This is a genomic window from Flavobacterium sp. YO64 (assembly GCF_004119505.1).
GTDB lineage: Bacteria > Bacteroidota > Bacteroidia > Flavobacteriales > Flavobacteriaceae > Flavobacterium > Flavobacterium oncorhynchi.
In genome coordinates, this window is record NZ_NRQV01000016.1 from 75,675 (window position 1) to 101,276 (window position 25,602).

Below are 25,602 nucleotides of genomic sequence, written 5' to 3' on the forward strand. Positions count from 1 at the left end.
ACAATTGGGATTTGGATTTTTTTTGTTTTTTAATATTTACAGTGGTTGTAATGGTAGAAAAAATTAACACAGTTGAAATTACAATAAAAACATTTTTTAGCTAAAATATTGCTGATTTTTTATTAAATTAGGGGTAAAATTAAAGCACTCATAATCTGATGCTCTTGTGTTAGATTCGCAGCCCTAAATCAAATTTGTCAACGCATTTAAACATTAAATATCATGACAATACATCACTTCCTTCGTTTATCATTTATCGCAATTTTTGTAGTAACAGCTCTTTTTTGTATTTACTTTATAATTAAAAAACAACGAAATAAAAAAGGACCCAAATTACTTACCTCAGAAAAGTACAACTCAACAATGATTGGGAAAATGACTGAAATTAAAGTCTCTGACCAAAATATTTTTAACATCTGGCCTTACGTTAGTAAATTAAAAACGGCTAAAGTACTTTCACATAAAATCAAAGAGTCTCAATTAGTTCATAAAGTCTATAGAAATTCAACTGAGAACTTTGAACACATTTTACTGTCTACAGAAAAAGAGAATCATTTTGTTGTAATTGTAGCCAATAGAAACAAAAAGAAAACAATTGGTTATTTTCTTCATGATTTGAATGGATTATACGCTTAACTGTATTTTTTGAACGATTTCATTAGGAGAAATGCTTCTCATCGCATCTTGATAACCTTCAACTGTTTTATTTCCATAAACAGATGTTGGCAGTTGCGGGTATTGATTTCTATCAGAAGTTAGAGCATTTTCAAGACTTTGATTAAAAGGCAAAAATCCTGCATAAGGATGAGTTGCTCCCCAAAGCGTTATTACTTTTACGCCCAGCATAGCGGCAATATGTGCATTTCCAGAATCCATCGAAAGCATTACGTCAAGATTGCTGATTAACTGTAATTCCTGCTGAAATTTAATTTTTCCAGCCATATTAATTACATTTTCAAAAGGTTTTGCTATTGAATCTAAAATCTCGATTTCTTTCTTTCCACCTCCGAAAAGCAAAATTTTATAGGATGAATTCTCTGCTAATTTTGCAACAACTTCTTTCATTAAATCTAACGGATAAACCTTAGAATCGTATTGTGCAAAAGGTGCGATACCAATTAATTTTTGATTTTCGTTTCCGATAATTTCTAAAATATCTTCACTTAAATTTGCCTTTTCAGGAAATTGAGGTTTTGATAAATCTAAAGAAAAACCAAGTTCTTCAAACACTTTTACGTGTCTTTCAAACATTGTTGGCAATGGTACAAAAATCTTGTTTTCGGCTCTAGTCAATTCTTTTTTCCCTTCGCGGCCTTTATCAACAGTTGCTCTTTTTTTTCCGCTTAAAGCAAAAAGCGAGCCCACAACCTTAGATCGTAAAACGTTATGAAGATCTGCAAAAGCATCGACTTTCAATTTACTTACGTCTTTAAATAATCGTACAAGTCCTAGAAAACCTTTATGTCTTTCTTTTTCATCAAAAGCAAAAAAGTTTAAATTCGGAATTCCGTCAAAAAAAGGTTTAAAAAAAGGACGAGAAATAACGGTCAATTTTACCTCTGGATATTGTTTTACAAAAGCGCGTAAAACAGGAACCGTCATGGCGACATCTCCCATTGCGGATAGTCTCATGACGGCTATATGCTTAATTTTATTGGACAATTTTGCCAATTATTTTTTATTTTGATATAAAACAGGATTCAATTCATCGTCGTTATACATTTTCATTTGTTTGTATACTTTCATGAATTTATCACCATTTTCGATGTCAGTCAATAAATCATCAATTGCAGTTGACAAATCTGATCTTTGCTCTAATAAAACATTTAATTTTTCCTGACATTTATCTCTATGATCTTGTGTAGCTTCTGCGCGAGTAGCTTCTTCATGCATATGATATATTTTTAATGCTAAAATCGATAATCTGTCAAATGCCCATGCTGGACTTTCAGAGTTTATTTTTGCACCATCTTTTACTTTTACATTACTGTATTTTTGCAAAAAGTAACTATCGATGTATTCTACCATATCAGTACGTTCCTGATTAGATGCATCGATTCTTCTTTTTAAAGTAAGAGCCGCCACTGGATCAATTTGCGGATCACGAATAATATCTTCAAAATGCCATTGAACAGTGTCAATCCAATTTTTTAGATATAATAAATGCTCGAATTTATCCTTTGGATAAGGATTGTTTATAGGTTGATCTACATTATCAAATTTATGATAATCTTTGATGCTTTGTTCGAAAACAGAATATGCTAATTTTGAAAACATGTCTTTATTTGTTAGAGTTACAAAGATACTTTTTATACTTTTATGGTGCGAATAATAACGAGTAATTTTTTGTTCTCGTATTTTTACCAAATTTATAATTTTAAAATTTAACTATGAAAATTCATTATATATCTGAAAATAACAGCATTTTAAATCATTTTTTAGGTCAAATCCGAAATATAGATGTTCAAAATGACAGTATGCGTTTTCGACGAAATATAGAACGAATAGGCGAAATTATGGCGTATGAATTGAGTAAAGATCTTACTTATAAAAACGTCGAAATTCAGACTCCGCTTGGCATAAAAAACACAACAGAAATAGCTGCCGATTTGGTTTTATGTTCGATTTTAAGAGCTGGATTACCTCTACATACCGGCTTTTTAAATTATTTTGATAATGCAGAAAACAGTTTTGTTTCGGCCTGCAGATATCATCCTAATAATGATCACGAATTTGAAATTAGAGTTGAATATCAAGCGGTTTCAGATATCAATAATAAAACCGTTTTATTACTTGATCCAATGCTGGCAACTGGTCAGTCAATTGTTGCTGTTCATGAAAAACTAGTTGAAAATGCAACTCCAGAAGAAATTCACATTGTTGTAGTTATTGCGGCTCCAGAAGGAATTGCTTATCTAGAAAAAAACCTTCCTGAAAACTGTCATTTATGGGTTGCTTCGCTAGACGAAAAGCTAAATGAGAAAAACTATATTATTCCTGGACTTGGTGATGCAGGTGATCTTGCTTTTGGAAGTAAATTATAATTGCGAGAAAAACGTAAATAAACTGCACAAAATCAGTACATAAAATACAATTTCGTTATTAAGTTTCTGCTGTACATACTCTATATGACTCGCTGCCATAATAGTAAGCGGCGCAATGCTAAACAGTAATAAATCATTGCTTTTATCTGGTGAGACAATAAAAACAAGAGCGGCAATAAAGAAACAGGCCACCACTTTTTTGTAAGAGGCATGAACAATCTGAGGTCTGTTTGACAATGTTGTAATCATTGAAACTACAAAGAATAAAGCAACTGCAACATATATTGAAAGCGCACCGTTTTCATAATTGTTCTTAAAATAATCTATTCTAAAATCGATTACTGCGCGTTTCTGAAAAAATTCAACCGCATTCATATTGAACATTAAAGATATCATAGTAAACACTAAAGCTACAGCCAAAAGCGCAATAAAGGGTAAAACCCAGTTCCTATAATCTCTCGAAACGTGAAAAACTATCGATATAAAAACCAAAATTAGGAATAAGACACACCAAAATTGAAATAAAGAAGCTACAAAAATCCAAAAAGAAGCATCGAATATTTTTTCTTTTGATGCTTTAAGAGATTGAAGTGAAACCAATCTTCGAAGTGCTAATAAGATGAAAAAATTAGCATAAATTACATCCGGATTATTAAATATTGTAGGGAAAAATAATATAAATAATAAATAGAAAAATATCGCGTATCCGTTGTCTTTACTGAGGCCATTCTTTTTAACAATGAAATTAATCATGAAAAAAGAAGCCAAAATAAAGCACAATAAACTCAATTTTTGGAATATCGTAAAATATGAATTTATCCAAGACGTTTCTCGAATTTGAAACATAAAAAAGAAAACCAGTATCAAAATTACAACCAATGAATAATTTAATGGCGTAGATTTTTTAAAAACACTTGTTATCATAAGGATATTTTATACTTTTGTGACTGTAAATATAATACTTGTTTAAAAGGAAAAACCAACAAGTTGAAAAAGATTCTTTTTTGAATTTTAATTCAATGCGTTAAAAACAATAATAACATATAATTTTATAAATTATGACAGCTTTTTTCGAAGGAATTCAATACTTATTCGTTAACATTTTGTTTGCTCCACTTGACTTTTTACGTCATTTAGAACTAATTACTTGGTTTGGTGCAAACACAATTAACTGGATTTTCATGATCATCTGTGCATGTGCAATCGTTTATTGGATTAAGCAATTACGCATTTTTGATGATGCCGGAACAGAAAACCAAGATACAACGGCTCATTCATTTTTAAAATAAAAACCAAACCCTTTAATTAAAAAGGGCTGGTTATAATTTATTTTTAAATTAAATCGAAGCCAATATCTTTTCTAAAATACATCTTATCAAAGCTTAGTTTATCTATGTTTTGGTAAGATTTTTTTATAGCCTGTTGAAAATCATCTCCGTATGATGTTACAGTCAAAACACGCCCTCCATTAGTAACGACATTTTCGTTATCTAATTTTGTACCAGCGTGAAAAACTATAGAATCTGTAATATTTTCTAAACCTGTAATTACTTTTCCTTTTTCGAAATCTTCAGGATATCCACCAGAAACCACCATAATTGTAGTCGCGCTTCTTGGATCAATCTCTAAAGTAAAATCGTCTAATTTTTGATTAGCAACCGAAAGAAACAACTCAACCAAATCAGATTTTAATCTCGGAACCACAACTTCAGTTTCTGGATCTCCCATTCTTACGTTGTATTCAATAACAATTGGTTCATTTTTTACATTAATTAAACCAATAAATACAAATCCTTTGTATTCGATTCCGTCTTTTTGAAAACCTTCAATAGTTGGTTTTACGATACGAGTTTCAATTTTTTCCATCAAAACAGCATCAACATAAGGAACTGGAGAAACTGCTCCCATTCCGCCTGTATTTAATCCTGTATCGCCTTCGCCAATACGTTTGTAATCTTTTGCCGTTGGAAGAATTTTATAGCTTTTACCGTCAGTCAAAACAAAACAGCTTAATTCAATTCCGTCCAAAAACTCTTCGATAACTACTTTTGAACTTGCTGCTCCAAATTTTGAATGAACAAGCATATTTCTCAATTCCGTTTTAGCCTCTTCTAAATCTTGAATAATCAAAACTCCTTTTCCTGCTGCTAAACCGTCTGCTTTTAAAACATAAGGAGGTTGTAAAGTTTCTAAGAATGCACATCCATTTTCAACTGTTTCGGCAGTAAAACTATCGTAAGCTGCTGTTGGAATATTATGTTTCATCAAGAATTCTTTTGCAAATTCTTTACTTCCTTCTAACTGTGCTCCTAATTTTGATGGTCCAATTACTGGAATATGTTTTAAACTTTCGTCGTTTTTAAAATAATCATAGATTCCTTTTACCAAAGGATCTTCGGGACCTACAACAACCATACTTACTTTTTCTTGAAGTACAAATGTTTTAATAGCATCAAAATCGGTTGGAGACATTGCAACATTTGTAGCAATTGCAGCTGTTCCTGCATTTCCTGGTGCAACAAAAAGTTTTTCGCAAAGCGGACTCTGAATCATTTTCCACGCAAAAGCATGCTCTCTTCCGCCTGATCCCAATAATAAAATTGTCATGGTGTAGTTGTATTTAGTTGTGGTGCAAAAATAATTGCTTTTGCACGTAAAAAATAATTAAATCTTAAAAACTTATTGATTCTTCACTGTTCATAATTGCTAAATATTACTTTTGACTAAAATTATAAGAAAAATGATTCGTCTTTTTGATCTTTCTCTTCAGTTAAATGGTTTTCCAATAAAGAAAACCAAAGCCGAATTGGATAAGATTGTACATTTTTCTGAAGAAGAATTTGCTTCATTTCTTGAAAATAAAAAGAAAGAAATTGTTGATTTTCACTTGAAAAACAACTCTTTTTATGCAGCATTCGTTGGAGATAAAACTTTTAAAAATTGGAAAGATTTACCGATTTTGAATAAACAGAATCTTCAAAAGCCGCTGCAAGAAAGGCTTTCAAAAGGCTATTCTAAAAAAAATATTTACCTCAACAAAACATCAGGTTCAAGCGGAACTCCTTTAATTTTTGCCAAAGATACATATTCACATGCTTTGACTTGGGCATCAAATATTATGCGTTTTGGATGGTTCGGGATCGATTTTAATCATTCGTATCAAGCACGTTTTTACGGAATTCCGATGGATTTTATTGGTTATCGAAAAGAACGTTTAAAAGATTTTTTGAGTCGCCGGGTTCGATTCCCTTTGTTTGATTTATCAGATGATGTTTTGGAGAAATTTTTGAAAAAATTCAAATCGAAAAAGTTCTATTACATAAACGGCTATACAAGTTCAATTATTTTGTTTGCAAAATATTTAGAAAAGAAAAACATCATTCTAAAAGAAATTTGCCCAACTTTAAAAGCTTGTTTTGTTACTTCAGAAATGCTTTTTGAGACAGATAAAAAACTATTAGAAAAACAATTCGGAATTCCAATAATCAATGAATACGGCGCTTCAGAATTGGGTTTAATTGCTTTTGAAAATCCGCAAGGCGAATGGCAGATAAATGCAGAAACACTTTTTGTGGAAATTTTAGACGAAAATAATAATGTTCTCCCTTACGGTGAAGAAGGCAAAATTGTGATTACTTCGCTCTTCAATAAAGCCAATCCTTTTATCAGATATGAAATTGGCGATATTGGAATTTTAGATGAAAAAAGCACACCTCAAAAACCAATTCTCAAAAATCTTATTGGCAGAACAAATGATATTGCAATTTTTCCAAGCGGGAAAAAATCACCAGGTTTAATGTTTTATTACGTAACCAAGAGCATTATTGAAGACGATGGAAACGTAAAAGAATTCATCATCAAGCAAACCAAAATTGATAGTTTTGAAATTGAATATATAGCTGAAAAAGAACTGCTTACAGAAGAAATTAAAAAAATAAAAGAAGCTATCGATTTGTATTTAGAACCTAATTTAAACTTCACTTTTACAAGAAAAACTGTTTTAGAAAGAACCAATCGCGGGAAGCTAAAACAGTTTAAATCTTATTCATAAATATAAATAAAATCTTACATTTGTTTTCTCAATTAAAAACTTATGGAAGATCAATCTTTACTTTCTGAAGAAACAATTTCTAATAAAATATATTTTATCCGTGGTCAAAAAGTGATGCTTGATCGTGATTTGGCTTTGCTTTATGGTGTTGAAACACGAATTTTGAAACAAGCTGTCAAAAGAAATATATCAAGATTTCCCGAAGATTTTATGTTTGAACTTAGTAAATCCGAATTCGAAAATTGGAAATCACAAATTGTGATTTCCAATTCTGAAAAAATGGGTTTACGCCACATACCAGCTGCATTCACTGAACATGGAGTATTAATGTTATCTACTGTTTTAAAAAGCGACAAAGCAATTCAAACCAATATTCAAATCATGCGCATTTTCACGAAAGTGAGACAAATGCTTTTAGATACAACCGAAATTAAAGTTGATATTTTACAGATCCAGAAGAAGTTAGAAAACCACGATAAAAATATTGAATTGGTATTTTCTTATTTAGATGAATTGACTGAAAAAAAAGAAAATGAATCTGAAAGAGTGAAAATTGGTTATAAAAAATAATTCTTCATGGTCACAAATAGTGACAGAAACTTGATATCATAATTTGCGACATCAAGTTGAATTTTAAATCTTCTTTATATATTTTGGTTTGATAATCAATTGAGTAAACAAAAACCTCATCATCAAAAAAACAGAAAAAACGAGATTATATCCGTGAAATTCCCGATAAACACCAAAGTTGTGTTTGATCAATTTGAATTTTGATGATGAAATAGAATCTTTTCTTATTCTGTATAAAGCTAATGATTCTGGAACAGCTTCTGCTGTTTTTATTTGTTTTAAAATGGTAAGCCATAATCTCCAATCCTGTCTTTTTTGAGAAGATTCTAATTTGATTTTTCCAAAAAAATCTGCGTCATAAATAGCTGTCAAATTTCCAACATAATTGCAAAAAAACAGTTGTTTATAAGTCAATGGTATCGGAGTTTGAACTCTTCTGTTTAAATTGTTTCCGTTGTCATCTATACAATCGTAAAAACTAAATGTAAACGATAAATTATTTGCTTTTAAAAACTGGATTTGCTTTTCTAATTTCTCTGGAAACCATAAATCATCGGCATCTAAAAATGCAATATATTTTCCTGAAGCTTTTTCTAAAGCAATATTTCTGGCGAAACCATTTCCTGAATTTGTTTGTAATTGATAGTGTTTTATTCGGCTGTCTTTTTGAGCAAAATCGGCAATAATTTTTACCGTTTCATCTGTTGATGCATCATCAACCAAAATCATTTCCCAATTCTCGTAAGTCTGCTTTTGAACTGATTCTACAGCAGCTTTAATGAATTTTTCAGCATTAAACGTTGGTATTAAAATAGAAACTAAATCGTTCATTAATATGCCTTTTGATCGCCTTTAAAAATATTAATAACAGTTTGAAGAATTATTTTTAAATCTAAAATTAAAGACCAGTTCTCGATATAAAAAACATCAAACTTTATTCGGTTTATCATATCTCTTTCTATCGTTATTTCACCTCTAAAACCGCTTACTTGCGCTAAACCCGTAATTCCAGGCTTTACACAATGACGAATCATGTATTTTTTTACTTTATTGCCATATTCTTTATTCTGCGACCATAAATGAGGTCTAGGTCCAACAACAGACATATCTCCTAGTAAAACATTTATAAACTGCGGCAGTTCATCTATACTAGTTTTTCTCATAAAACGTCCCATTCCTGTTACACGAGGATCGTCTTTTGAAGCTTCTTTTTCAGTTGTTTTATTAATATACATAGAACGTAATTTATAACATACAAATTCGTTCTCATCTATTCCAGGTCTGCCTTGTTTGAAAAAAACGGGACCTTTTGATTCTAATTTGATTAAAATAGCTAATAGTGGAATCAGCCATGACAATAAAAAAACGATTACCAAAAGAGAGAATAAAACATCAAACAGACGCTTCATGAATTTTACTGCAGGCTCATTAAGTATTGTTTGTTTTAATGACAATACAGGGAAAAAATCGTAGTAATCTATCTTTAGATTTTTTGAGAAAATCTCCTTTGTATCAGGAATAAACTTTATCGTTTTATTATTTTCATCTGCAAAATCAATTAAATCTTTCAAACTGTTGTTTGATACTTCGTTTAAAGAACAGTAAATTTCATCGACTTCATTTTCGATCACAAATGGCTTTAAAGCATCTAATTTTCCAGTAATATTCTGATCTGCATTTATATCTGAAAAATATCCTAAAAATCTATATCCATAATCTTTTCTGGTTTCAAAAAGATTTTTAAGACTAATTGCTTCTGGTGTAAATCCAATAATAACGGCATTTCTATAATTATTGCCTGTCACTATTCTATATTCTTTTAAATAAAAAAACCAAGCAAATTTAAAAACGGTAACTACTACCAAAACCAGAATTATAAACAAAAAAATCTTTGATTCGTTAAAAATGGCTTGTCTAGAAAATGGAAAAAATGCAATAACAGTCAATAAAAATAAAATTCCTTGTTTGATTATTTTTGATGTAATAGCAACTGGAGTTGTAAAGCGATATACATCATAAAATTTAACAGAAAAGGCAATTATTCTCCAAGCTATAATTTGATAAAATATTAAAATCCAAATATTTGATGAGCTCAGTTCATTAAAAAAAATGAAAAAACTAAGTACAGAGATCATAGTCAGGTCGATTAAAATACTTATTGGCCTAATATATTTTGAATATCTTCCTGTGTGAAATGCCATCATAAATAGTTCCTGTATCCTTTTTTATCAAAATTTACTGCATTCGAAAACAATTCTGTTTACCATTATCGTATATAACCAGAGAAATCCTTGTGTTCTTCTTTAGAAAGTTCTTCTTTAGAAAGTGATCTAAAATAATCATACGTAATTTTCATTCCTTCAGAACGGCTCACTTTTGCCTCCCAACACAACAGTTCTTTGGCTTTGGTTGTGTCTGGCTGACGTTGTAATGGATCGTTTATAGGCAATGGATGATAAACTACTTTTTGATTTGTTCCGGTAAGTTTTATAATTTCTTCTGCAAAATCTTTTATTGTAATCTCATCTGGATTTCCAATATTTACTGGATATACATAATCAGAATGCAGTAATCTAAAAATACCTTCTACTTGATCGTCAACATAACAAAATGAACGAGTCTGCATACCATCTCCAAAAATCGTTAAATCTTCTCCACGCAAAGCCTGTCCGATAAAAGCTGGAATTACACGCCCGTCATTCAATCGCATTCTTGGACCATAAGTATTAAAAATACGTACAATTCTGGTTTCAACACCGTGAAAAGTATGATACGCCATTGTTATTGATTCTTGAAAACGTTTGGCTTCGTCATAAACACCTCTTGGTCCAATTGTATTTACGTTGCCATAATATTCTTCTGTTTGAGGATGTACTAATGGGTCTCCGTATACTTCAGATGTTGAAGCGATTAATATTCTAGCTTTTTTTACTCTTGCCAATCCTAATAAATTATGTGTTCCTAAAGAACCAACTTTTAAGGTCTGGATTGGAATTTTTAAATAATCAATTGGACTTGCAGGCGATGCAAAATGTAAAATATAATCTAAATTGCCTGGTATATGAACAAATTTTGTAATGTCGTGATGGTAGAATTCAAAATGTTCTAATTTGAATAAATGCTCAATGTTTTTAAGATCGCCCGTAATCAAATTATCCATTCCTATAACAAAATAGCCTTCTTTGATAAATCGATCGCACAAATGTGATCCTAAAAAACCCGCTGCTCCGGTAATAAGTATTCTTTTCATAATGATTTTATTGAACCTTTTGTTTTGATAATGGCCATAAATATGCACAAATGTAATAAAATATCCGGCCTTTTAAATTGACTAAAAATTTTACTAAAAATGAGATTTGCCTTTTTTAAGTCGATATTAAACTGGTTTATTCTATTTTTACGATTCTAAATTCTAAATGTTTTGAAAGTTGTACATATTGTTGAGGCACTAGAAGGCGGTGTTTATACTTATTTTAAAGATTTGTCAGCTTACTTTGGTGATGAAGAAATAAGCAAAAACATCGAAACTACTATTATTTACAGCAGTAATAGAAATGGTGTTAGTTCTCAAAAGGTTAACGCCGAATTCTCTAAAGGTGTTAACTTAATACACCTAGATATGATTCGCGAAATTTCGCTCGTGAAAGATTTAAAATCTATTGTTAAGCTTACCCAAGAACTTAAAAAAATTAATCCTGATATTATTCATCTTCATTCCTCAAAAGCTGGGGTTTTAGGACGACTTTCTTCTTTTTTCTTATTCAAAAAAACAAGGCTTTTTTATTCTCCACACGGATATGCTTTTTTAAGAACTGACATTTCAAATCGTACAAAAAAGTTTTATTCTGTTATAGAAAAAAGCTTTCAATACCTATTTAGAGGAACAATTGTTGCTTGTGGTGATACTGAATTTGAAATCGCTAAAAATATTGGTCCCTCACAACTTATTAGAAACGGTGTTGCTATAAATGAAATTCGTCAATACTTTTTACCTCATCAAAACACAAAACTAACCATTGGCATGTTGGGCAGAATAACTGCTGCTAGAAATCCTAAATTATTTAATGAGATTGCTCTACAATTTCCTGATTTTAATTTTATCTGGATTGGTGATGGTGAACTAAATCATTTGATTACAGCACCAAATATTCAGATTACAGGTTGGATTTTAGACAAAAATGCTGTTTTTAAAATATTAAATTCAATTGATATTTATCTGCAGACTTCTCTTTGGGAAGGTCTTCCAATTGCAATTCTAGAAGCGATGGCGCTTGAAAAACCTGTAATTGCAACCAATATTATTGGCAATAAAGATATTGTTGTTCCTAATAAAACGGGGTTTCTTTTTGACGAAATCAATGAACTAGAAAGTTACTTTAACGCTTTAAAAGATCTAAAAACAAGAACTGTTTTTGGAGAAAATGCATTAATTCGATGCAAGGATCTTTTTGATAAAAATAAAAACTTTAAACAACTTTTTGATTTATACCAAGAATAGCTTTTTGCTGCAGCCAATAACTTGAAAAAACAGAAAACCAAAATCCGCTAAAGGCAATTCCATCAAATCTAAGTAAAAAATCATCGGTTAAATTTGAAGTAAAAAAGAGGATGAAAAATGAAATAATTATCGCATTTTTCAAATCATATCCTAAATATCCGATACTGAAAATATAAAATGCTGCCACTAAAGGACCAAGGACTCCAAATTTTAGTAAAAAATCTAAAAACTGGTTGTGGGTAGGAAATTCATATTTAGCCAAAAAATGCTGGTTGGTTGCTTTAAAATATTTATTTAATTCAAGTTTTCCATCAGAAGCGCCTACTCCAAAAGGAAGGTTTTTAACAGATAATTCCCAAGCTGATTTCCATACCGAAAGTCTTACTGCTAATGAATTGAAAGCATAAATTTCTGGATGATCAATTTCATCTAATTTTCCCACTTTATCCATATAGGCAAAAGTTACTGTAGAGTATTTCTCCTTCATATAGGGGTTTTTCTGTATGAAAGCGAACAAAATACTGCCTAATACGAGTAAAACTGTTATTGCTGTTAGGATCATTTTTTTTATGCTGAATCTTGATTTTATTTCGAAAATGAAAACAATTAAAAAACCAATCAAAGCATTAAGCAATGCCATTCTGGTATTTACTAAAAGGACAAAGAAAAACGAGAGTAAAAGAATAATTATTCGAAATATCCTAAAAGTACTTTTTTCTTTATTCTGAAAGCTGTAAAACACAAAATAGAATGCACAAATAGAAACAAATGCCAAATGCATATTTAAAGCCGGCGCATGAATACCAATGCTGTCTGCAAACTTATAACCCATTTCCCAAAGGTCAATTCTGCTTAAATATTTATTGACTAAGTCGGGATAAACCACATAAAATCTAGTTAAAAAAAACAACATCATCATTGTTGTTGCAATACTATAAGTCTCTATTAATTTTAAAAAATTTACACGCTGATAATTTCCAATAATAAAGATTGGAAATAATAGCAGCGAAGTACTCTTTTCAACTGCTTTTAATCCTTTAGATAAAGAATCATTATTCCAGAAAAACAATAATTCTAACAAAAGCGGTGAAGCGATACAAGCAGCCAAAATCAAAGCTGTTTTGCTGAATTTTAGTTTTTTTACGTAGATCAAACTAAAAACACTAAACAAAATAATAAGCAGCGAACATGGTTTTCTGAATATCATTGCAATTGCAATCAAACACAAAAAAACATGAAATATTTTATTGAAGTTTTTTTCTGAAAGATTCATAGTTTAATGCAAAATAAATTAAAGGAAAAACTCCCATTTTATGTCGTACTGCGGTGCCTAAATCGGGCTCGAAAACTCCTTGTACAATAAAGAAAGAAAAAATAATGAGCAGTACTAACAGTTCTTTTGAATATGTTTTTCGATCTGCTAAGCATTTTGCAAACCGAACTAATAAGATGTAAAACAGTAATAACTGCCAGATTATAAATATAATTATTTGTGGTGATAATAGGTGCTTTAAACCGTTTATTGGAATATTGACTGTAAAAAATCCGTAAAATATTCCAATAGCTTCTCCGTACCAGGTATCTGTTTTAACGGGAGAAATAATAATAGAATTGGCATCAGCAGAACCTATACGTTCATTGTTTACCACTTCTCGGCTTATTTCTGAAAGATATTTCCCTTTTAAAACGCCATGACTAAAAGATAAAAAAACTGCAATCAGCAAACCATAAAACAGTGTTGTTATAGTTTTACTTTTAAAACTCACTAAACTTACTAAATACATCCCGCCCCCAATAACTGGAATTAAAAGATAATAGGGACGAAAAAACACTCCGAAAATCAATAATAAAAGTACTGTGTATATGATTGTTCTTTTCAACGAAATTTGTTCATTTAAGCACATAAAAACGATTGGAGAGAGATATAAAAAGGTTATAAACTCTTTTGACGGCATTGATACAAAAATGGCAATCATTAAAAACGCCATATAAACCAAAATGTTCTTGACATTGAGCTTTTCAAAACGATCTGGAATACCTATTTTGTACAAAACATACATTAAAATAGGAAACTGAATTAAAGCAATGATTGGAAAGGGTAAGTAACGCAGTCCAGAAATTTTATACAACAAAATCGAAACTGGATAACTCCCAATATATCCTATTTCATTTCCTTTATCGTATGCAATAATTGCAGCATCATAAAAAAACTTAGGAGGCAAAATAAAAAAAGCAACTGCTGCAACTGCTAGATTAGCTGTTGCAATAAGTAAAAATGCTGCTTTGCTTTTTTCTATTTTCATATAAAAATTGTCATTTCTTAATGTAAAAAAATCACTATTTTATCTTTTCGATAAATAATTAGAGCTACCACACTATTCCAGAAAATAGAGCTTGAAACAAATGCAATCGCGCCGCCAACCATTCCATACTCAGGAATTAAAAATCGGTTTAAAAGAAAATTAATTACAACAGCCGCAATTAAAACAATCTGAAAAATATGCTGCCTTCCTGTCATATTCAAATAAACTGGCGCAGACCCAAACGCGGAGCAAACTCCTTGACCAATTATTAAGATTAAAAAAGCCTCTTTTGCAACAACATATTGATGCCCAAAAAAAGACAATACATGCTCAGAACACAGGCTGATTATAACTATTACCGGAAATGTGATTCCGAAGATTAAACGAACACTATTTCGTAAAATTCTTTTTAATTCTACTTTATTATCTTTCGCAAAAAACTCTGCAATTTTTGCTGAAACAGTAATATTAATGGTTAAAATTATTACCGAAACGATGGTCATTACTTTAAAACCAACAGAATAAAAAGCGACTGTTTCGTCATTTCGATATTTTTTTAAAAACATAATATCAAAACTCATTAAAAGAAACATTGCCATTCCGCTTATTGCAATTGGGTACGATTTTAAGAATACTTCTTTATGCGAAAAAGTATCGTTACTTTCTGTGACTGTAAGTTCTCTAAAATAAATATAAACATATACTGAGCTGATGATTGAAAGTAAAACAAATCCAATCAAAAAAACATCTACCAAATAGGTTTCTTTATTCCAATAAAATAAAAGTATTGCGCCTGCGATTAAAGGAACATATTTCACAACATTTCTAAACAATTCAGCCGTATACAATTTATCTAAGGCTCTAAAAATCTCTGTATTTAAAGTCGAAATTCCGTAGAAAAACAATGTTGCTGTACCTTTTAATAAAATAGAATATACCTCATTATCTGAAAAGTAATTATTTATTAATTCCTTACTAATTAAGGCAACAATAACAATTGCTGCAATTGAAGTTGCAAACAGCATTGCAACCATTTTAAAGTAGATTTTTTTCAATTGCTCTAGTCCTCCCGTGCCCGCCAATCTTCCTTTGAAATATAAAATAGACTGATCGAAACCTAATAAACATATGCTTCCGATGGCTAAAAGAAAAGAACGTGCAAAATCATACTGCCCAACTAATTTAGGACTGTAAAATTTGGTTAGAAATATGGTGAATCCAAAAAGTAATACAACTCCCAAAATCCTCAAAAACAAAGTACTAAGACTTTGTTTTAAAAATGCATTCTGCGAAATTCTTTCAAAGATTTTGTTCGTTTTCAATGCATCGTTATTTAATTTGAGATTTTAAAAGCTGACTGTTGTAAAACTTCTTGAACAAATGAATAAAAATAAAAAGAAGAATAAAGACTGCTGGAAGCAAAATTTTAAAATTGCCATTTGTAAGCTTTACAATATTTATGTTCAAAGTGGTATTAATCTCTTTAACTGCTTTATCGTAGTTCACTAACTTTAATCTATTTCTTCCTTGATCAACTATCAAAGTTTGCTTGGTTTTAATTAGATCATTAAGCTGTGTATTCTCATTGTAATAAACCAATTTATCGTTCTTTGGTCCATTTTTAACCGTGCTCGAAAAACCATTTAAAACATCGTCAATTTGAGCAATGATAGTATCATTTTTAGCAATTTGCTGCTCTAGATTTTTATATCCTATTTTTTGAAGCGCATTAAAATATTCTGAGCTGTTTAAATACTGCATCAATGGTGCTACTATTTCTTTGTCATCAGATTCTTTATTAGATACAAACGAAATAGTATGAAAAGTATAATTTTTGCTCGTTATATTATCTTCTAGAACTTTTTTTACTTCACCAACCTCAGCCATTAATTTTATGAGTTCAAAGTTTTGTTCCTTGTCTTCAATAAATTTATAAACGTCGGCAATTGGTTTAATTTCGATTTTTTTGATTGCTTTTGGATTCGGAATTCCAACAACCTTTTTTAAAAAAACGGTATCTCCAGAAACAATTTTAGACTCGATTAAATCTATTTTAGAATATAAATAATCTACGCTGCCAAAATTGGGTGTTACAATAACCTCATTTTGAAACGTTTTTTTATTTGAATCCAAAAACCACCCCAAGCCAAATCCAAGAACAATCAAAACCAATATAATTATCCAGTTTCGAATAAAAAACTGAATTGATCTAAAAAGTAAGGCATTTATTCTTCCGAAAAAATTCCCAATTGTTTTCGATAAATCAAAAATATCAATTTCCTGCTCTGAGTTGTTTTGGGGTACTTTTGTACTCATTTACGCTTTTTATTTTACGTTGAAAATTTGTTCTAAAATTTTAATAGTAATTAAATAAGTTGGTTTTACCCCCGTTGTTCCAAGTCCGCCAGAAGCCAAAGTACTTCCCGTTTCTAATGGATTATCTGAAGCATAATAAGCATAACGAACTTTTATATCGTGCGGTACACTTTTTCTAATTTTTGAAGCTGATTGTATCGCTTTTTGGTAATAAGATCCTTCCATTTCAAGACCAATTACACCCCAAGTCGATTCATGGAAAAATTTCAATAAATCTCTGTTTTGCAAAGATGTTCCTAAAACAGTAACCATCGCACCTTCAAAAACTGCAATATCGTTTCCTTCAAACATGGCACCTGTTAATTCATTTTCGAAGAAATAATTATCAGCCGTTCCTTCATTTATATGTGCTGTAGGAATCATAATATCGCCTTTTCCACCTTCAAGAATTCCAGCTTTACCCATTATAGAAACTGATTTTACATTTAGTAATGTTTCTTTTTTAAATGGTTTTAAAAGTTCGTCGATAGTTTCATAAGCCTGCTCTCCAAAAGCATAATCCATTACAATAATTACCGGCTTATCGTCTCCGATTTTCGCTTCAGAGAATGCTGTTTTTGACCAGTCGATTTTTGCCGTATCAAAAATTTGAACATCAATATTTGTTCCCGAAGTATCAGGAAGTGAAATCATTCCGTTTTTCAAAGCCAATTCTTCAACATGACCTCTAATTTCTTTTGAGCCTGAGTTGCTTAATTCTTCATAAATAAAGAAATCTGTTTTTCCTTTAAATTTTGTTTTCAACAAAGGCGTCGCAAAAATAGAATTCATTACACTGTGCATGTTTGCACTAATTACGTGAATTGGTCGTTTTAAAAGATCATTTGCTTTTAGTACTTCTTTGATATTTGTTGCCCAGATTTCTCCATGAATGTGGTGTCCTAAACGTTCGCGTAAAACAGGGCTGAAAGTAATTGTTCGTTTATTGTTTTCAACAATTTCTTCGATTGCTAATTTTCCTAACCAGTAAATAACGTGAAGGAAACGATCAGGCGCATTTTCAGAACCAAAAGCGTCATAAATGTCTAAAACCTCTTCAAAAGTTCGGCCTAAAATGTTTGCAACGTGCGAAATCGCTTTTTCTTTTTCAATCTGCGCCAGCTTTTTAGTCTGCATTACAGCTTGTTCTAATTTAAGCCAATCGCGAGAAACCTCTCCGCCGTCGTCTAATAAAACTCTATTTTTAATTTTATGCGATTCGATAAAAATAAAAGTCAAATGCGTTAGAATATCATAAATATCAGAACGTCCACGCGTGATTTCAACATTCATTTGTTCCTCGTCGATTCGATAACAGTTTCTTCTTCTTTTTGGAGGAACAATTGGCTGAAAATGCGATTTAGAATAACCTTCGTCTGAAGTTAAATTGATAAAACGACATTGTTCGATTCCTATTGGTAAACGTTCTATAACGTACAAAAGTCCGTTTAATTCTACTTTTTCTTCGGCAATATTCCCATAAATTTCTGGGCGTAAAGCCAATAATGATTCTCTTAAACTATCACCCGATACTCCCATTGGTTTATAAAAACCACGGTTGAATAAGTGACGCATTGTAATGTACATTTTTTCTATCGCTGCAGATGATTCCTGAGCTCTTGATCTTGATATATGTTTAGTTTCTTTCATGCTATTTTTATTTTAAATAATCTTCAATTAAGAAGATTATTTTGGTATTTCAATTAAACGAAATTAGTAATTATAAATACCATTAAAGTTAATATCTTATTATTATTCAGCTTTTTCAATTTTCCATTTATCTTTCAGACTTTTTCTTGTAGCTATGTATCCTAAAGGCAAATCAGCCAATTCTAATAAAGTTTTATCAATTTTTATGATTTGTTCCAAACTAACAATTTGTGCAACTTTCTCAAAACTCTCAAACTTATCATTACTAAAAAATTGCCAGGCACCATCTTCAGCATCATGTGTAACATAAGTAATAGTTTTCTTTTCTTTAAGAACAAATGTGGTTGTAAAAACAGTAGTGTTTGGCGCATCCTTAAAATGCTTTTTTACTTGTCCAGTAGCATTGCCAAATCCAAAAAATGAAATTAGAATTACTAAATTTAATCTTTTTTTCATAGAACAACTATTATTTAGTTACTTCAAATTATCCGCAATCTTTCTATCATTTGATAATCTTGGAATTTTATTTTGCCCGCCTAATTTTCCCTGCGATTTCATGTATTCCTGAAATCCATTTTTCGAAACTTTGGTAACAACTACTTTTCTCAAAACGTTTCCGGTGATTAAATCATCATAATAAATGTTTTGTTTTCGCATTGAATCGTCAATTGCTTCCGCAAAATTTTCCATATTCTCTGGTTCGTTTTCAAATTCGATAAACCATTCATGATATGGTAATCCGTTTGATGGCGTAATTTGAGGCGCTACGGTAAATTCGTTTATTACAATATTTGTTCCTGCAGTTGCTTCCTTCATCGCATTTTCGACTTCATTGGCAATAACGTGTTCTCCAAAAGCAGAAATATAATGTTTGATACGTCCTGAAACAATAACTCTATGTGGAAACAAAGAGGTAAACTGAACGGTATCGCCAATATTATAACGCCAAAGCCCGGCATTTGTAGAAACTATTAAGGCATAATTAATCCCCATTTCTACTTCACCAATTGTATAACTTTTTGGATTTTCGGTAAAGAATTCATCGGCTTTAATAAACTCGTAGAAAATTCCCGAATTCAAAAGCAAAAGCATTCCTTTTTGTTTTTGAGAATCTTGATAGGCAAAAAAACCTTCAGAAGCTGGAAACAATTCGATACTATCTACTTTGCGGCCAATCATATTTTCAAACTTAGCACGATAAGGCTCGTAATTAACTCCGCCGTAAATGAACAAATTAAAATTTTTGAATAACTCTCCTATTTTCTTACCGCCGCTTTTTTCTTCTAAACGCTCAAAATACATTTGTACCCAAGACGGAATTCCCGAAATTATGGTCATATCTTGATTAATGGTTTCCTCTACAATTGCATTTACTTTAGTATCCCAATCTTCAATACAATTGGTTTCCCAAGATGGCATTCGGTTTTTCTGCAGATATTTTGGTACAAAGTGCGCTCCAATTCCTGATAATCTTCCAAATTTAATTCCGTATTTTTCAACTAAAATTGGACTTCCCTGCAGGAAAATCATTTTTCCATCAACAAAATCAGCATTTCCCGTTTCATAGATATAATGCAAAATCGCATTTCGAGAGGCTTTTATATGAGATGGCATTGATTCTTTTGTAAGCGGAATGTATTTTGCGCCTGAGGTTGTTCCAGAGGTTTTTGCAAAATAAATTGGTTTTCCTTTCCAAAGAATATTCTCTTCTCCCTCTTTTACTCTATCGATATACAATTTTAAATCTTCATAATCTCGAACTGGGACATTCTTTTGAAAATCATCAACCGTTTTTATCTTTTTAAAATGATGGTCTTTTCCAAACACAGTTTCTTTTGCATCACTGATTAAACTCTTAAATATTTCATTTTGAGTTTCTATCGGTTTATTGGCCCAAGCCTGTGTTTTATGGTATATTTTGCTCGCAAATAGTTTTGCTGCTACTGATTTAATAGACATTTTTTAATGGTATTACTTCTTTTCTTTTTTATTTTTAACAGCTTTAGAATTAACAGACTCCTTCTCCATTTTTGCAACTTCTTCTCTGAGCTTAATTTCTTCTTCGGTGGTTTTCATATTTACATCAGAAGGTTCGTCAACATCTGCTAATATGGAATCTTTATTGAATTTTGCATATTCTAATTCTCCTTTCAATACTTTCTGAACCCCTTTTATATAAGCTTCATTTTTCCTCAAAGCTCTTTCTAATGAATCTGATTTTATGGCAAGTTCTGTCGCATTTCTTTTCAATTGGGATGAAGAATATCCTGGAATAAATTCGCGTAAAGGTGTAAAAGCAATAATAAAAGTAGTTACTAATATTAAAAATATACCGCCTAGAGTAAACGTTACAAAAACGTTCATTAAGTTGAGTTTAAATGAAAAAATTTCTTCAAAAGTTTCTTCATTCAAGATTACCAAGCGGTTTTTGATGAACAAATTTTTTCTAAAATTGAATTTTTTCTTAGTCATTTGGTTAATTATACAAGCAAATATAGTAATTAATCGTATTGCTGCTGTCTGACAAAAATGAGCAAACACAGCAATTTTAATATTTTATAGAATATTTAACGCAGTAAGTAATAAATATTTTAAACCAAAAACTCTTGTTGTTCGTATATTCTATATACCTTTGCGGTAGAATTTGAAAATCAATTTGCTTCGGCATTAATTATACAATCATGGGAAGATTAGGTCTTACAGAAATCCTTGTTATAGTAGGTATTGTGATATTACTTTTTGGAGGTAAAAAAATTCCAGAATTAATGAAAGGTTTAGGAAGCGGAATTAAGGAATTTAAAAACGCTGCTAAAGATGATCAAACAGCGCCTAAAAAAGAAGAGGAAGAAACTAAATAAGCATTTACAACCTTATTAAAAAATCCCAAGCTACAATGTAGTTTGGGATTTTTTTGTTTAATTTTCTTTTCTGAAATTTTATAAAATCATTGTCAGCTGAATTCTTTTTCTGTCCTCATCGACCTCAGTAACTTTTACATCAACATGCTGATGTAATTTTACAACTTCATTTACGTCGCTTACAAAACCAGCTTTCAATTGCGATATATGAACTAATCCGCTTTCTTTGATTCCGATATCAACAAAACAGCCAAAGTTGGTAATATTGTTCACAATTCCTGGTAAAATCATTCCCGTTTTTAAATCTTTGATTGATTTTACATTCGCATCAAATTCAAAAACCTTTGCCGATTTTCTCGGGTCCAATCCTGGCTTTTCAAGCTCCTTTATGATGTCTTTCAGTGTAAGTAAACCAATTTCAGGTGTAATATAGTTTTCGGCCTTAATAAGGGCTGTTTTTTCTTTGTTTGCAATTAAATCATTTACCGAAAGTTTCAAATCTTTTGCCATCTTTTCAACAACTGGATAAGCTTCTGGATGTACCGCAGAATTATCTAATGGATTTTTAGCATTGGAAATTCGAATAAATGCCGCACCTTGCTGATATGCTTTATCACCTAATCGAGGTACTTTTTTCAATTGCTTTCTATCTTCAAAAGGACCATTCTCTGATCGATATTGTACAATGTTTTCTGCCAGCTTCTCTCCTATTCCACTCACGTAACTCAGTAAATGTTTACTTGCAGTGTTAATATTAATTCCAACAGAGTTTACACATCGAATTACAGTATTATCTAATTCTTCTTTTAATTTCGTTTGATCAACATCGTGCTGGTATTGTCCTACTCCAATTGCCTTCGGATCAATTTTTACCAATTCTGCCAACGGATCTGAAAGTCGACGCCCAATAGAAACTGAACCACGAACCGTTACATCATAATTAGGAAATTCTTCTCTCGCTATTTTTGATGCTGAATAAACAGAAGCTCCTGCCTCAGAAACGATAAAAACCTGCAATGGTTTATCAAACGCAATTTTTTTAATGAAAAATTCCGTTTCTCTAGAAGCAGTTCCGTTACCAATAGAAATGGCATCTATTTGATACGCATTTACCATTGAACGGATTTTCTTGATTGCCATTGTTTCCTCATTTTGAGGCGCGTGCGGATAAATGGTTTCGTTGTATAATAAATCGCCTTTCTCATCCAGACAAACTACTTTACAACCACTTCTAAATCCTGGATCAATTGCCAGAATTCGTTTTTCGCCCAAAGGCGGAGCTAGTAAAAGCTGTCCTAAATTATTAGCAAAAACCTGAATTGAATTAGCATCGGCTTTTGCTTTTGCTTCTTGTAACGTTTCGTTTCCTATTGCTGGATTTAATAAACGTTTATAACTATCTTCAATTGCTAATTGCAAATGAGCTGTTGTACTGTTTTGTTTTTTAATGATAATTTCATCAATAACATCGTAAGCATCATCGATATCAACATCAATTTTCATTTTAACAAAACCTTCATTTTCAGCACGAAGCATAGCTAATAAACGATGCGAAGGCGTTTTAGTTAAAGGTTCTTCCCAATCAAAATACTGACTGAATTTTTGTGCGCCTTCTTCTTCAGCTTTCTTTTTTACAACTTTGGTTCCAATAGTTGCTTTTCGCTGATATAATCTACGAAGCTGTTTACGAACATAAATGTTTTCGTTAATCCATTCCGCAACAATATCTCGTGCGCCTTGCATAGCAGCTTCTTCGTTGACAACATTTTCATTGATGTATTGCGTCGAAATAAAGTCTACATCAACATCATTTTCAGACATTATAATTTTTGCCAACGGTTCTAAACCAAACTCACGCGCAACATCTGCTTTTGTTTTTTTCTTCTTTTTGTATGGAAGATAAAAATCTTCTATTTCCTGCAGATCAAAACTATGTTCTATTTTTTGTTTTAATTCTGGTGTAAGCGCTTTTTGTTCTTCAATTGATTTTAGAACGGCTTCTTTACGTTTTGTAAGCGTTTCATATTCTTTTTGAAGTTTTGCAATCTGTTCAATTACAACTTCATCAAGATTTCCAGTAGTATCTTTTCGGTAACGAGAAATGAACGGAATCGTACAATCTTCCTCTAATAATTTAACGGTATTTTGAATATTAATTGCAGCTGTTTGTACAGACTTGGCAATGAATTGAATATTAGTCATACTTTTAATGAAATAAATTCTTAATTATAAATTGATATAATTTACTTGTTAAATAAATTTAGTAACCTACCAATGATTCGGCTAAAATAATATCTTTGTTTTTAATTTTATACCAATGGAGATTTTATTACTGTATTTTTTATTTATAAATATCATTGTTTTTATTCTCGCTGGATATGATAAATATCAAGCAAGAAAAAACAAACAAAGAGTTCCCGAAAATACACTTTTTTTTCTCGAGGGAATTGGCGGAACAATTGGTTTATTAACAGCAATGTTAATCTTTAGACATAAAACGAGTAAAATGTCATTTATTATAAAATTCTCAATCATTTTTATTCTTCAAGTCCTTTTGATTTACCTAATAGTAAATAATAAAATATAGATATTAACAATGTTAATAACCTCAAAAAACAGGCATATAAAACTGAATTACAGTAATTTAAAAACATAAAAAACCGGATAAATTTTAAAAATATACCCGGTGTGTTTACTATATATTGGTGCAAAGCACCTATTTTTTTTGTTTTACGAACAAGCAATCTTATTTACTCTATTTTGATGTCTCCCGCCTTCAAAAGCCGTTGCTAAAAACGTTTCAACAATCTCTACAGCTTGCGGAATAGAAGTAAATCTTGCCGGAATACTCACAATATTAGCATCGTTGTGTAAACGTGTTAAATAAGCTATTTCTTTAGTCCAGCATAAACCAGCTCTTACTTTCGGGTGTTTATTAACAGTCATTGCAATTCCGTTACCGCTTCCGCAGATAACAATTCCAAAATCTGCTTTTCCTTCAGAAACATCATTTGCAACAGGATGCCCAAAATCAGGATAATCAACAGAATCCTCAGAATCAGTTCCATAATTAGTTACTTCATATCCTTTTGCTTTAAGCATTTCAACAATTGCTTTTTTATACTCTGGTCCTGCGTGGTCGTTTCCTATCGAAATTTTCATTTTTAATACTATTAAGTTGTGTTGTGCAAATTTACTCAATTAATAAATGTTTGCCATGAATTTCCCTAATTTTCACAAATTTTATACTTATTAACTTTAAAAAGCACTGCTCCTAATAGTAATCTCTATTTTAGAAATTAGTAAGCTGAAACCCTTATTTTACAACTATCTTACTATCAAATCCTTATCAGTTATCAACATTTTTAATAACTCTATAAGTATCTCATTATCAATAAAGAATAAACAGCTTTTTTGTTAAAATTTTAAAGTGTTAATAGCAATTCGTAATTCGTTGATATTCAATTAACTTTAAGTTAACATTATTTGTTAATAAGTTGGAAAAGAAAATTAGAAGTTTTTTTGGTCGTGTAAAAAAAATGCTTAATCCAAAACTGGAATTTAAAATGCAAGAAAAGTTTCAGGAATTTTTAGAAAAGTTATCAATATCAAAAATGCCATTTTCAACAAATATCAACATATGAACTTATCTACAAAATGAATTCATTTTCGGTTGTCAACCGTTGTTAATTAAAATACAAAAAGTCTTAAAAATTAAACTTTTAGCTCAAAATAACTATGTTGATAACTCAAGATAACTAAGAGAAACTTCATTTCAATACTTTTAAAAATAAATTTATTCGACATATTAACACACTATAATAACAACCAAATTTTTTTAAATTTTTAAAAATCTTTTTTGTTGTATTTAATATATGTTGAAAACTAAAAAAGTTTAAAAAGAAAAAAAATGAATTTAATTTGAAAAAAAGAAACTGTTTAAACGATTTTAAGAGGATTGTTTAAGTTGTCTAGAATTTCTTGAACTTGTTCGAAATCGTTTGGATGAACTTTAAGTTTGATTCCGCCAAGTGCAGCCGAGTACATTGGGACAACTGAAAGGGTCATTTCGTTTTCAAAAAAATATGGAATTTCTTCTTGTTCCAGTAAGTGTTTGAGAACTACCGTTTCGTGCTGATAATTGAATATAGCGATGGTTTGAAAGCTTTCCATTTTTGGTCTTTTTGTAAATGTACGAAAAGTTATATTTTTAATAATTCTAATTGTTAAAAAGTATTATCTAATATCTTATTTGTAATTTTAAGCCTTATAA

26 protein-coding genes are annotated in these 25,602 nt (G+C 30.7%); 8 read left to right on the forward strand and 18 right to left on the reverse strand.

Going from position 1 to position 25,602, the window contains the following annotated elements; all coding sequences use genetic code 11:
• Positions 1–222 precede the first annotated feature (222 nt).
• The gene (locus BOW57_RS13155) at positions 223–636 is read left to right on the forward strand and encodes a hypothetical protein (RefSeq protein ID WP_129023324.1); all 414 of its coding nucleotides are present in this window, start codon (positions 223–225) and stop codon (positions 634–636) included.
• Here the strand turns inward: BOW57_RS13155 and BOW57_RS13160 are convergent.
• A complete protein-coding gene (locus BOW57_RS13160; protein WP_129054859.1) occupies positions 625–1,632 on the reverse strand; it encodes a glycosyltransferase family 9 protein in 1,008 nt (335 codons plus the stop codon). The genes BOW57_RS13155 and BOW57_RS13160 overlap by 12 nt on opposite strands.
• Positions 1,633–1,671: 39 nt before the next feature.
• The gene (locus BOW57_RS13165; protein ID WP_129054861.1) at positions 1,672–2,277 is read right to left on the reverse strand and encodes a DUF4254 domain-containing protein; all 606 of its coding nucleotides are present in this window, start codon (positions 2,275–2,277) and stop codon (positions 1,672–1,674) included.
• 113 nt (positions 2,278–2,390) lie between these two features.
• Here BOW57_RS13165 and upp point away from each other — a divergent pair, with 113 nt between their 5' ends.
• Complete coding sequence (gene upp / locus BOW57_RS13170; RefSeq protein ID WP_129054863.1) at positions 2,391–3,044, forward strand: uracil phosphoribosyltransferase; 654 nt, start codon at positions 2,391–2,393, stop codon at positions 3,042–3,044.
• On the opposite strand, the gene BOW57_RS13175 is transcribed toward upp, so the two are convergent.
• Entirely contained in the window at positions 3,039–3,968 is a 930-nt protein-coding gene (locus BOW57_RS13175; RefSeq protein WP_129054865.1) for a DUF6427 family protein, read from the reverse strand. The genes upp and BOW57_RS13175 overlap by 6 nt on opposite strands.
• A 134-nt stretch (positions 3,969–4,102) precedes the next feature.
• Between BOW57_RS13175 and BOW57_RS13180 the strand changes: the two genes are divergently transcribed.
• On the forward strand, positions 4,103–4,333 hold the full coding sequence (locus tag BOW57_RS13180) for a hypothetical protein (protein ID WP_041519835.1): 231 nt from the start codon (positions 4,103–4,105) through the stop codon (positions 4,331–4,333).
• Between the two features lie 43 nt (positions 4,334–4,376).
• Here the strand turns inward: BOW57_RS13180 and purD are convergent, their stop codons facing one another.
• Positions 4,377–5,651 (reverse strand): phosphoribosylamine--glycine ligase, encoded by a 1,275-nt coding sequence (gene purD, locus BOW57_RS13185; RefSeq protein WP_129054867.1) that lies wholly within the window; start codon positions 5,649–5,651, stop codon positions 4,377–4,379.
• A 133-nt stretch (positions 5,652–5,784) separates the two neighbouring features.
• On the opposite strand from purD, the gene BOW57_RS13190 reads away from it, so the two are divergent.
• Both BOW57_RS13190 and BOW57_RS13195 read left to right on the forward strand, forming a co-directional pair.
• The gene (locus BOW57_RS13190; RefSeq protein WP_129054869.1) at positions 5,785–7,095 is read left to right on the forward strand and encodes a phenylacetate--CoA ligase family protein; all 1,311 of its coding nucleotides are present in this window, start codon (positions 5,785–5,787) and stop codon (positions 7,093–7,095) included.
• Between the two features lie 42 nt (positions 7,096–7,137).
• Positions 7,138–7,665, forward strand: coding sequence for an ORF6N domain-containing protein (locus BOW57_RS13195; RefSeq protein ID WP_129054871.1), 528 nt, complete (start codon positions 7,138–7,140; stop codon positions 7,663–7,665).
• A 63-nt stretch (positions 7,666–7,728) separates the two neighbouring features.
• Here BOW57_RS13195 and BOW57_RS13200 read toward each other — a convergent pair whose 3' ends face one another.
• The 3 genes from BOW57_RS13200 to BOW57_RS13210 form a co-directional block, all read right to left on the reverse strand.
• Positions 7,729–8,496: a glycosyltransferase family 2 protein gene (locus BOW57_RS13200; protein ID WP_129054873.1), complete on the reverse strand. Its 768-nt coding sequence runs from the start codon at positions 8,494–8,496 to the stop codon at positions 7,729–7,731.
• Positions 8,496–9,869 carry an undecaprenyl-phosphate glucose phosphotransferase gene (locus BOW57_RS13205; protein ID WP_129054875.1) on the reverse strand — a complete coding sequence of 458 codons (1,374 nt, stop codon included), beginning with the start codon at positions 9,867–9,869 and terminating at the stop codon, positions 8,496–8,498. Before BOW57_RS13205 ends, BOW57_RS13200 begins: the two co-directional genes overlap by 1 nt.
• 62 nt (positions 9,870–9,931) lie before the next feature.
• Complete coding sequence (locus tag BOW57_RS13210) at positions 9,932–10,915, reverse strand: UDP-glucuronic acid decarboxylase family protein (protein ID WP_129054877.1); 984 nt, start codon at positions 10,913–10,915, stop codon at positions 9,932–9,934.
• Between the two features lie 171 nt (positions 10,916–11,086).
• On the opposite strand from BOW57_RS13210, the gene BOW57_RS13215 reads away from it, so the two are divergent.
• Positions 11,087–12,163 (forward strand): glycosyltransferase, encoded by a 1,077-nt coding sequence (locus tag BOW57_RS13215; RefSeq protein WP_129054879.1) that lies wholly within the window; start codon positions 11,087–11,089, stop codon positions 12,161–12,163.
• Here BOW57_RS13215 and BOW57_RS13220 read toward each other — a convergent pair.
• From BOW57_RS13220 to BOW57_RS13255, 8 genes are all read right to left on the reverse strand, one after another.
• A complete protein-coding gene (locus BOW57_RS13220; protein WP_129054881.1) occupies positions 12,132–13,436 on the reverse strand; it encodes an O-antigen ligase family protein in 1,305 nt (434 codons plus the stop codon). The genes BOW57_RS13215 and BOW57_RS13220 overlap by 32 nt on opposite strands.
• Entirely contained in the window at positions 13,408–14,466 is a 1,059-nt protein-coding gene (locus BOW57_RS13225) for a hypothetical protein (protein ID WP_129054883.1), read from the reverse strand. The genes BOW57_RS13220 and BOW57_RS13225 overlap by 29 nt, the downstream gene beginning before the upstream one ends.
• A 17-nt stretch (positions 14,467–14,483) precedes the next feature.
• The gene (locus BOW57_RS13230) at positions 14,484–15,788 is read right to left on the reverse strand and encodes an MATE family efflux transporter (RefSeq protein WP_129054885.1); all 1,305 of its coding nucleotides are present in this window, start codon (positions 15,786–15,788) and stop codon (positions 14,484–14,486) included.
• Between the two features lie 7 nt (positions 15,789–15,795).
• On the reverse strand, positions 15,796–16,782 hold the full coding sequence (locus tag BOW57_RS13235; RefSeq protein ID WP_129054887.1) for a hypothetical protein: 987 nt from the start codon (positions 16,780–16,782) through the stop codon (positions 15,796–15,798).
• A gap of 9 nt (positions 16,783–16,791) precedes the next feature.
• Entirely contained in the window at positions 16,792–18,471 is a 1,680-nt protein-coding gene (locus tag BOW57_RS13240) for a hypothetical protein (protein ID WP_129054889.1), read from the reverse strand.
• 102 nt (positions 18,472–18,573) lie between these two features.
• Positions 18,574–18,927, reverse strand: coding sequence for a DUF2185 domain-containing protein (locus tag BOW57_RS13245; RefSeq protein ID WP_129054891.1), 354 nt, complete (start codon positions 18,925–18,927; stop codon positions 18,574–18,576).
• Positions 18,928–18,945: 18 nt separating this feature from the next.
• Positions 18,946–20,430 carry a GH3 auxin-responsive promoter family protein gene (locus tag BOW57_RS13250; RefSeq protein WP_129054893.1) on the reverse strand — a complete coding sequence of 495 codons (1,485 nt, stop codon included), beginning with the start codon at positions 20,428–20,430 and terminating at the stop codon, positions 18,946–18,948.
• Between the two features lie 12 nt (positions 20,431–20,442).
• Positions 20,443–20,943, reverse strand: a complete 501-nt coding sequence (locus tag BOW57_RS13255) for a peptidase (protein ID WP_129054895.1) — start codon at positions 20,941–20,943, stop codon at positions 20,443–20,445.
• Positions 20,944–21,152: 209 nt separating this feature from the next.
• On the opposite strand from BOW57_RS13255, the gene BOW57_RS13260 reads away from it, so the two are divergent.
• Entirely contained in the window at positions 21,153–21,329 is a 177-nt protein-coding gene (locus BOW57_RS13260; protein WP_089053528.1) for a twin-arginine translocase TatA/TatE family subunit, read from the forward strand.
• Positions 21,330–21,407: 78 nt separating this feature from the next.
• Here the strand turns inward: BOW57_RS13260 and BOW57_RS13265 are convergent, their stop codons facing one another.
• Positions 21,408–23,531: a Tex family protein gene (locus tag BOW57_RS13265; protein WP_129054897.1), complete on the reverse strand. Its 2,124-nt coding sequence runs from the start codon at positions 23,529–23,531 to the stop codon at positions 21,408–21,410.
• A gap of 115 nt (positions 23,532–23,646) precedes the next feature.
• Between BOW57_RS13265 and BOW57_RS13270 the strand changes: the two genes are divergently transcribed.
• The gene (locus tag BOW57_RS13270) at positions 23,647–23,916 is read left to right on the forward strand and encodes a DUF1294 domain-containing protein (RefSeq protein WP_129054899.1); all 270 of its coding nucleotides are present in this window, start codon (positions 23,647–23,649) and stop codon (positions 23,914–23,916) included.
• Positions 23,917–24,059: 143 nt separating this feature from the next.
• Here the strand turns inward: BOW57_RS13270 and rpiB are convergent, their stop codons facing one another.
• Both rpiB and BOW57_RS13280 read right to left on the reverse strand, forming a co-directional pair.
• The gene (rpiB, locus tag BOW57_RS13275; RefSeq protein WP_089053525.1) at positions 24,060–24,491 is read right to left on the reverse strand and encodes a ribose 5-phosphate isomerase B; all 432 of its coding nucleotides are present in this window, start codon (positions 24,489–24,491) and stop codon (positions 24,060–24,062) included.
• A 777-nt stretch (positions 24,492–25,268) separates the two neighbouring features.
• Positions 25,269–25,502: a DUF2007 domain-containing protein gene (locus BOW57_RS13280; protein ID WP_089053524.1), complete on the reverse strand. Its 234-nt coding sequence runs from the start codon at positions 25,500–25,502 to the stop codon at positions 25,269–25,271.
• Between the last annotated feature and the right edge of the window lie 100 nt (positions 25,503–25,602).

Coding starts and splice junctions, on each gene's coding strand:
- BOW57_RS13155 (WP_129023324.1), top strand. CDS start 223: ATGACAATACATCACTTCCTTCGTTTATCATTTATCGCAATTTTTGTA.
- BOW57_RS13160 (WP_129054859.1), bottom strand. CDS start 1,632: ATGAGACTATCCGCAATGGGAGATGTCGCCATGACGGTTCCTGTTTTA.
- BOW57_RS13165 (WP_129054861.1), bottom strand. CDS start 2,277: ATGTTTTCAAAATTAGCATATTCTGTTTTCGAACAAAGCATCAAAGAT.
- upp (WP_129054863.1), top strand. CDS start 2,391: ATGAAAATTCATTATATATCTGAAAATAACAGCATTTTAAATCATTTT.
- BOW57_RS13175 (WP_129054865.1), bottom strand. CDS start 3,968: ATGATAACAAGTGTTTTTAAAAAATCTACGCCATTAAATTATTCATTG.
- BOW57_RS13180 (WP_041519835.1), top strand. CDS start 4,103: ATGACAGCTTTTTTCGAAGGAATTCAATACTTATTCGTTAACATTTTG.
- purD (WP_129054867.1), bottom strand. CDS start 5,651: ATGACAATTTTATTATTGGGATCAGGCGGAAGAGAGCATGCTTTTGCG.
- BOW57_RS13190 (WP_129054869.1), top strand. CDS start 5,785: ATGATTCGTCTTTTTGATCTTTCTCTTCAGTTAAATGGTTTTCCAATA.
- BOW57_RS13195 (WP_129054871.1), top strand. CDS start 7,138: ATGGAAGATCAATCTTTACTTTCTGAAGAAACAATTTCTAATAAAATA.
- BOW57_RS13200 (WP_129054873.1), bottom strand. CDS start 8,496: ATGAACGATTTAGTTTCTATTTTAATACCAACGTTTAATGCTGAAAAA.
- BOW57_RS13205 (WP_129054875.1), bottom strand. CDS start 9,869: ATGATGGCATTTCACACAGGAAGATATTCAAAATATATTAGGCCAATA.
- BOW57_RS13210 (WP_129054877.1), bottom strand. CDS start 10,915: ATGAAAAGAATACTTATTACCGGAGCAGCGGGTTTTTTAGGATCACAT.
- BOW57_RS13220 (WP_129054881.1), bottom strand. CDS start 13,436: ATGAATCTTTCAGAAAAAAACTTCAATAAAATATTTCATGTTTTTTTG.
- BOW57_RS13225 (WP_129054883.1), bottom strand. CDS start 14,466: ATGAAAATAGAAAAAAGCAAAGCAGCATTTTTACTTATTGCAACAGCT.
- BOW57_RS13235 (WP_129054887.1), bottom strand. CDS start 16,782: ATGAGTACAAAAGTACCCCAAAACAACTCAGAGCAGGAAATTGATATT.
- BOW57_RS13240 (WP_129054889.1), bottom strand. CDS start 18,471: ATGAAAGAAACTAAACATATATCAAGATCAAGAGCTCAGGAATCATCT.
- BOW57_RS13245 (WP_129054891.1), bottom strand. CDS start 18,927: ATGAAAAAAAGATTAAATTTAGTAATTCTAATTTCATTTTTTGGATTT.
- BOW57_RS13250 (WP_129054893.1), bottom strand. CDS start 20,430: ATGTCTATTAAATCAGTAGCAGCAAAACTATTTGCGAGCAAAATATAC.
- BOW57_RS13255 (WP_129054895.1), bottom strand. CDS start 20,943: ATGACTAAGAAAAAATTCAATTTTAGAAAAAATTTGTTCATCAAAAAC.
- BOW57_RS13260 (WP_089053528.1), top strand. CDS start 21,153: ATGGGAAGATTAGGTCTTACAGAAATCCTTGTTATAGTAGGTATTGTG.
- BOW57_RS13265 (WP_129054897.1), bottom strand. CDS start 23,531: ATGACTAATATTCAATTCATTGCCAAGTCTGTACAAACAGCTGCAATT.
- BOW57_RS13270 (WP_129054899.1), top strand. CDS start 23,647: ATGGAGATTTTATTACTGTATTTTTTATTTATAAATATCATTGTTTTT.
- rpiB (WP_089053525.1), bottom strand. CDS start 24,491: ATGAAAATTTCGATAGGAAACGACCACGCAGGACCAGAGTATAAAAAA.
- BOW57_RS13280 (WP_089053524.1), bottom strand. CDS start 25,502: ATGGAAAGCTTTCAAACCATCGCTATATTCAATTATCAGCACGAAACG.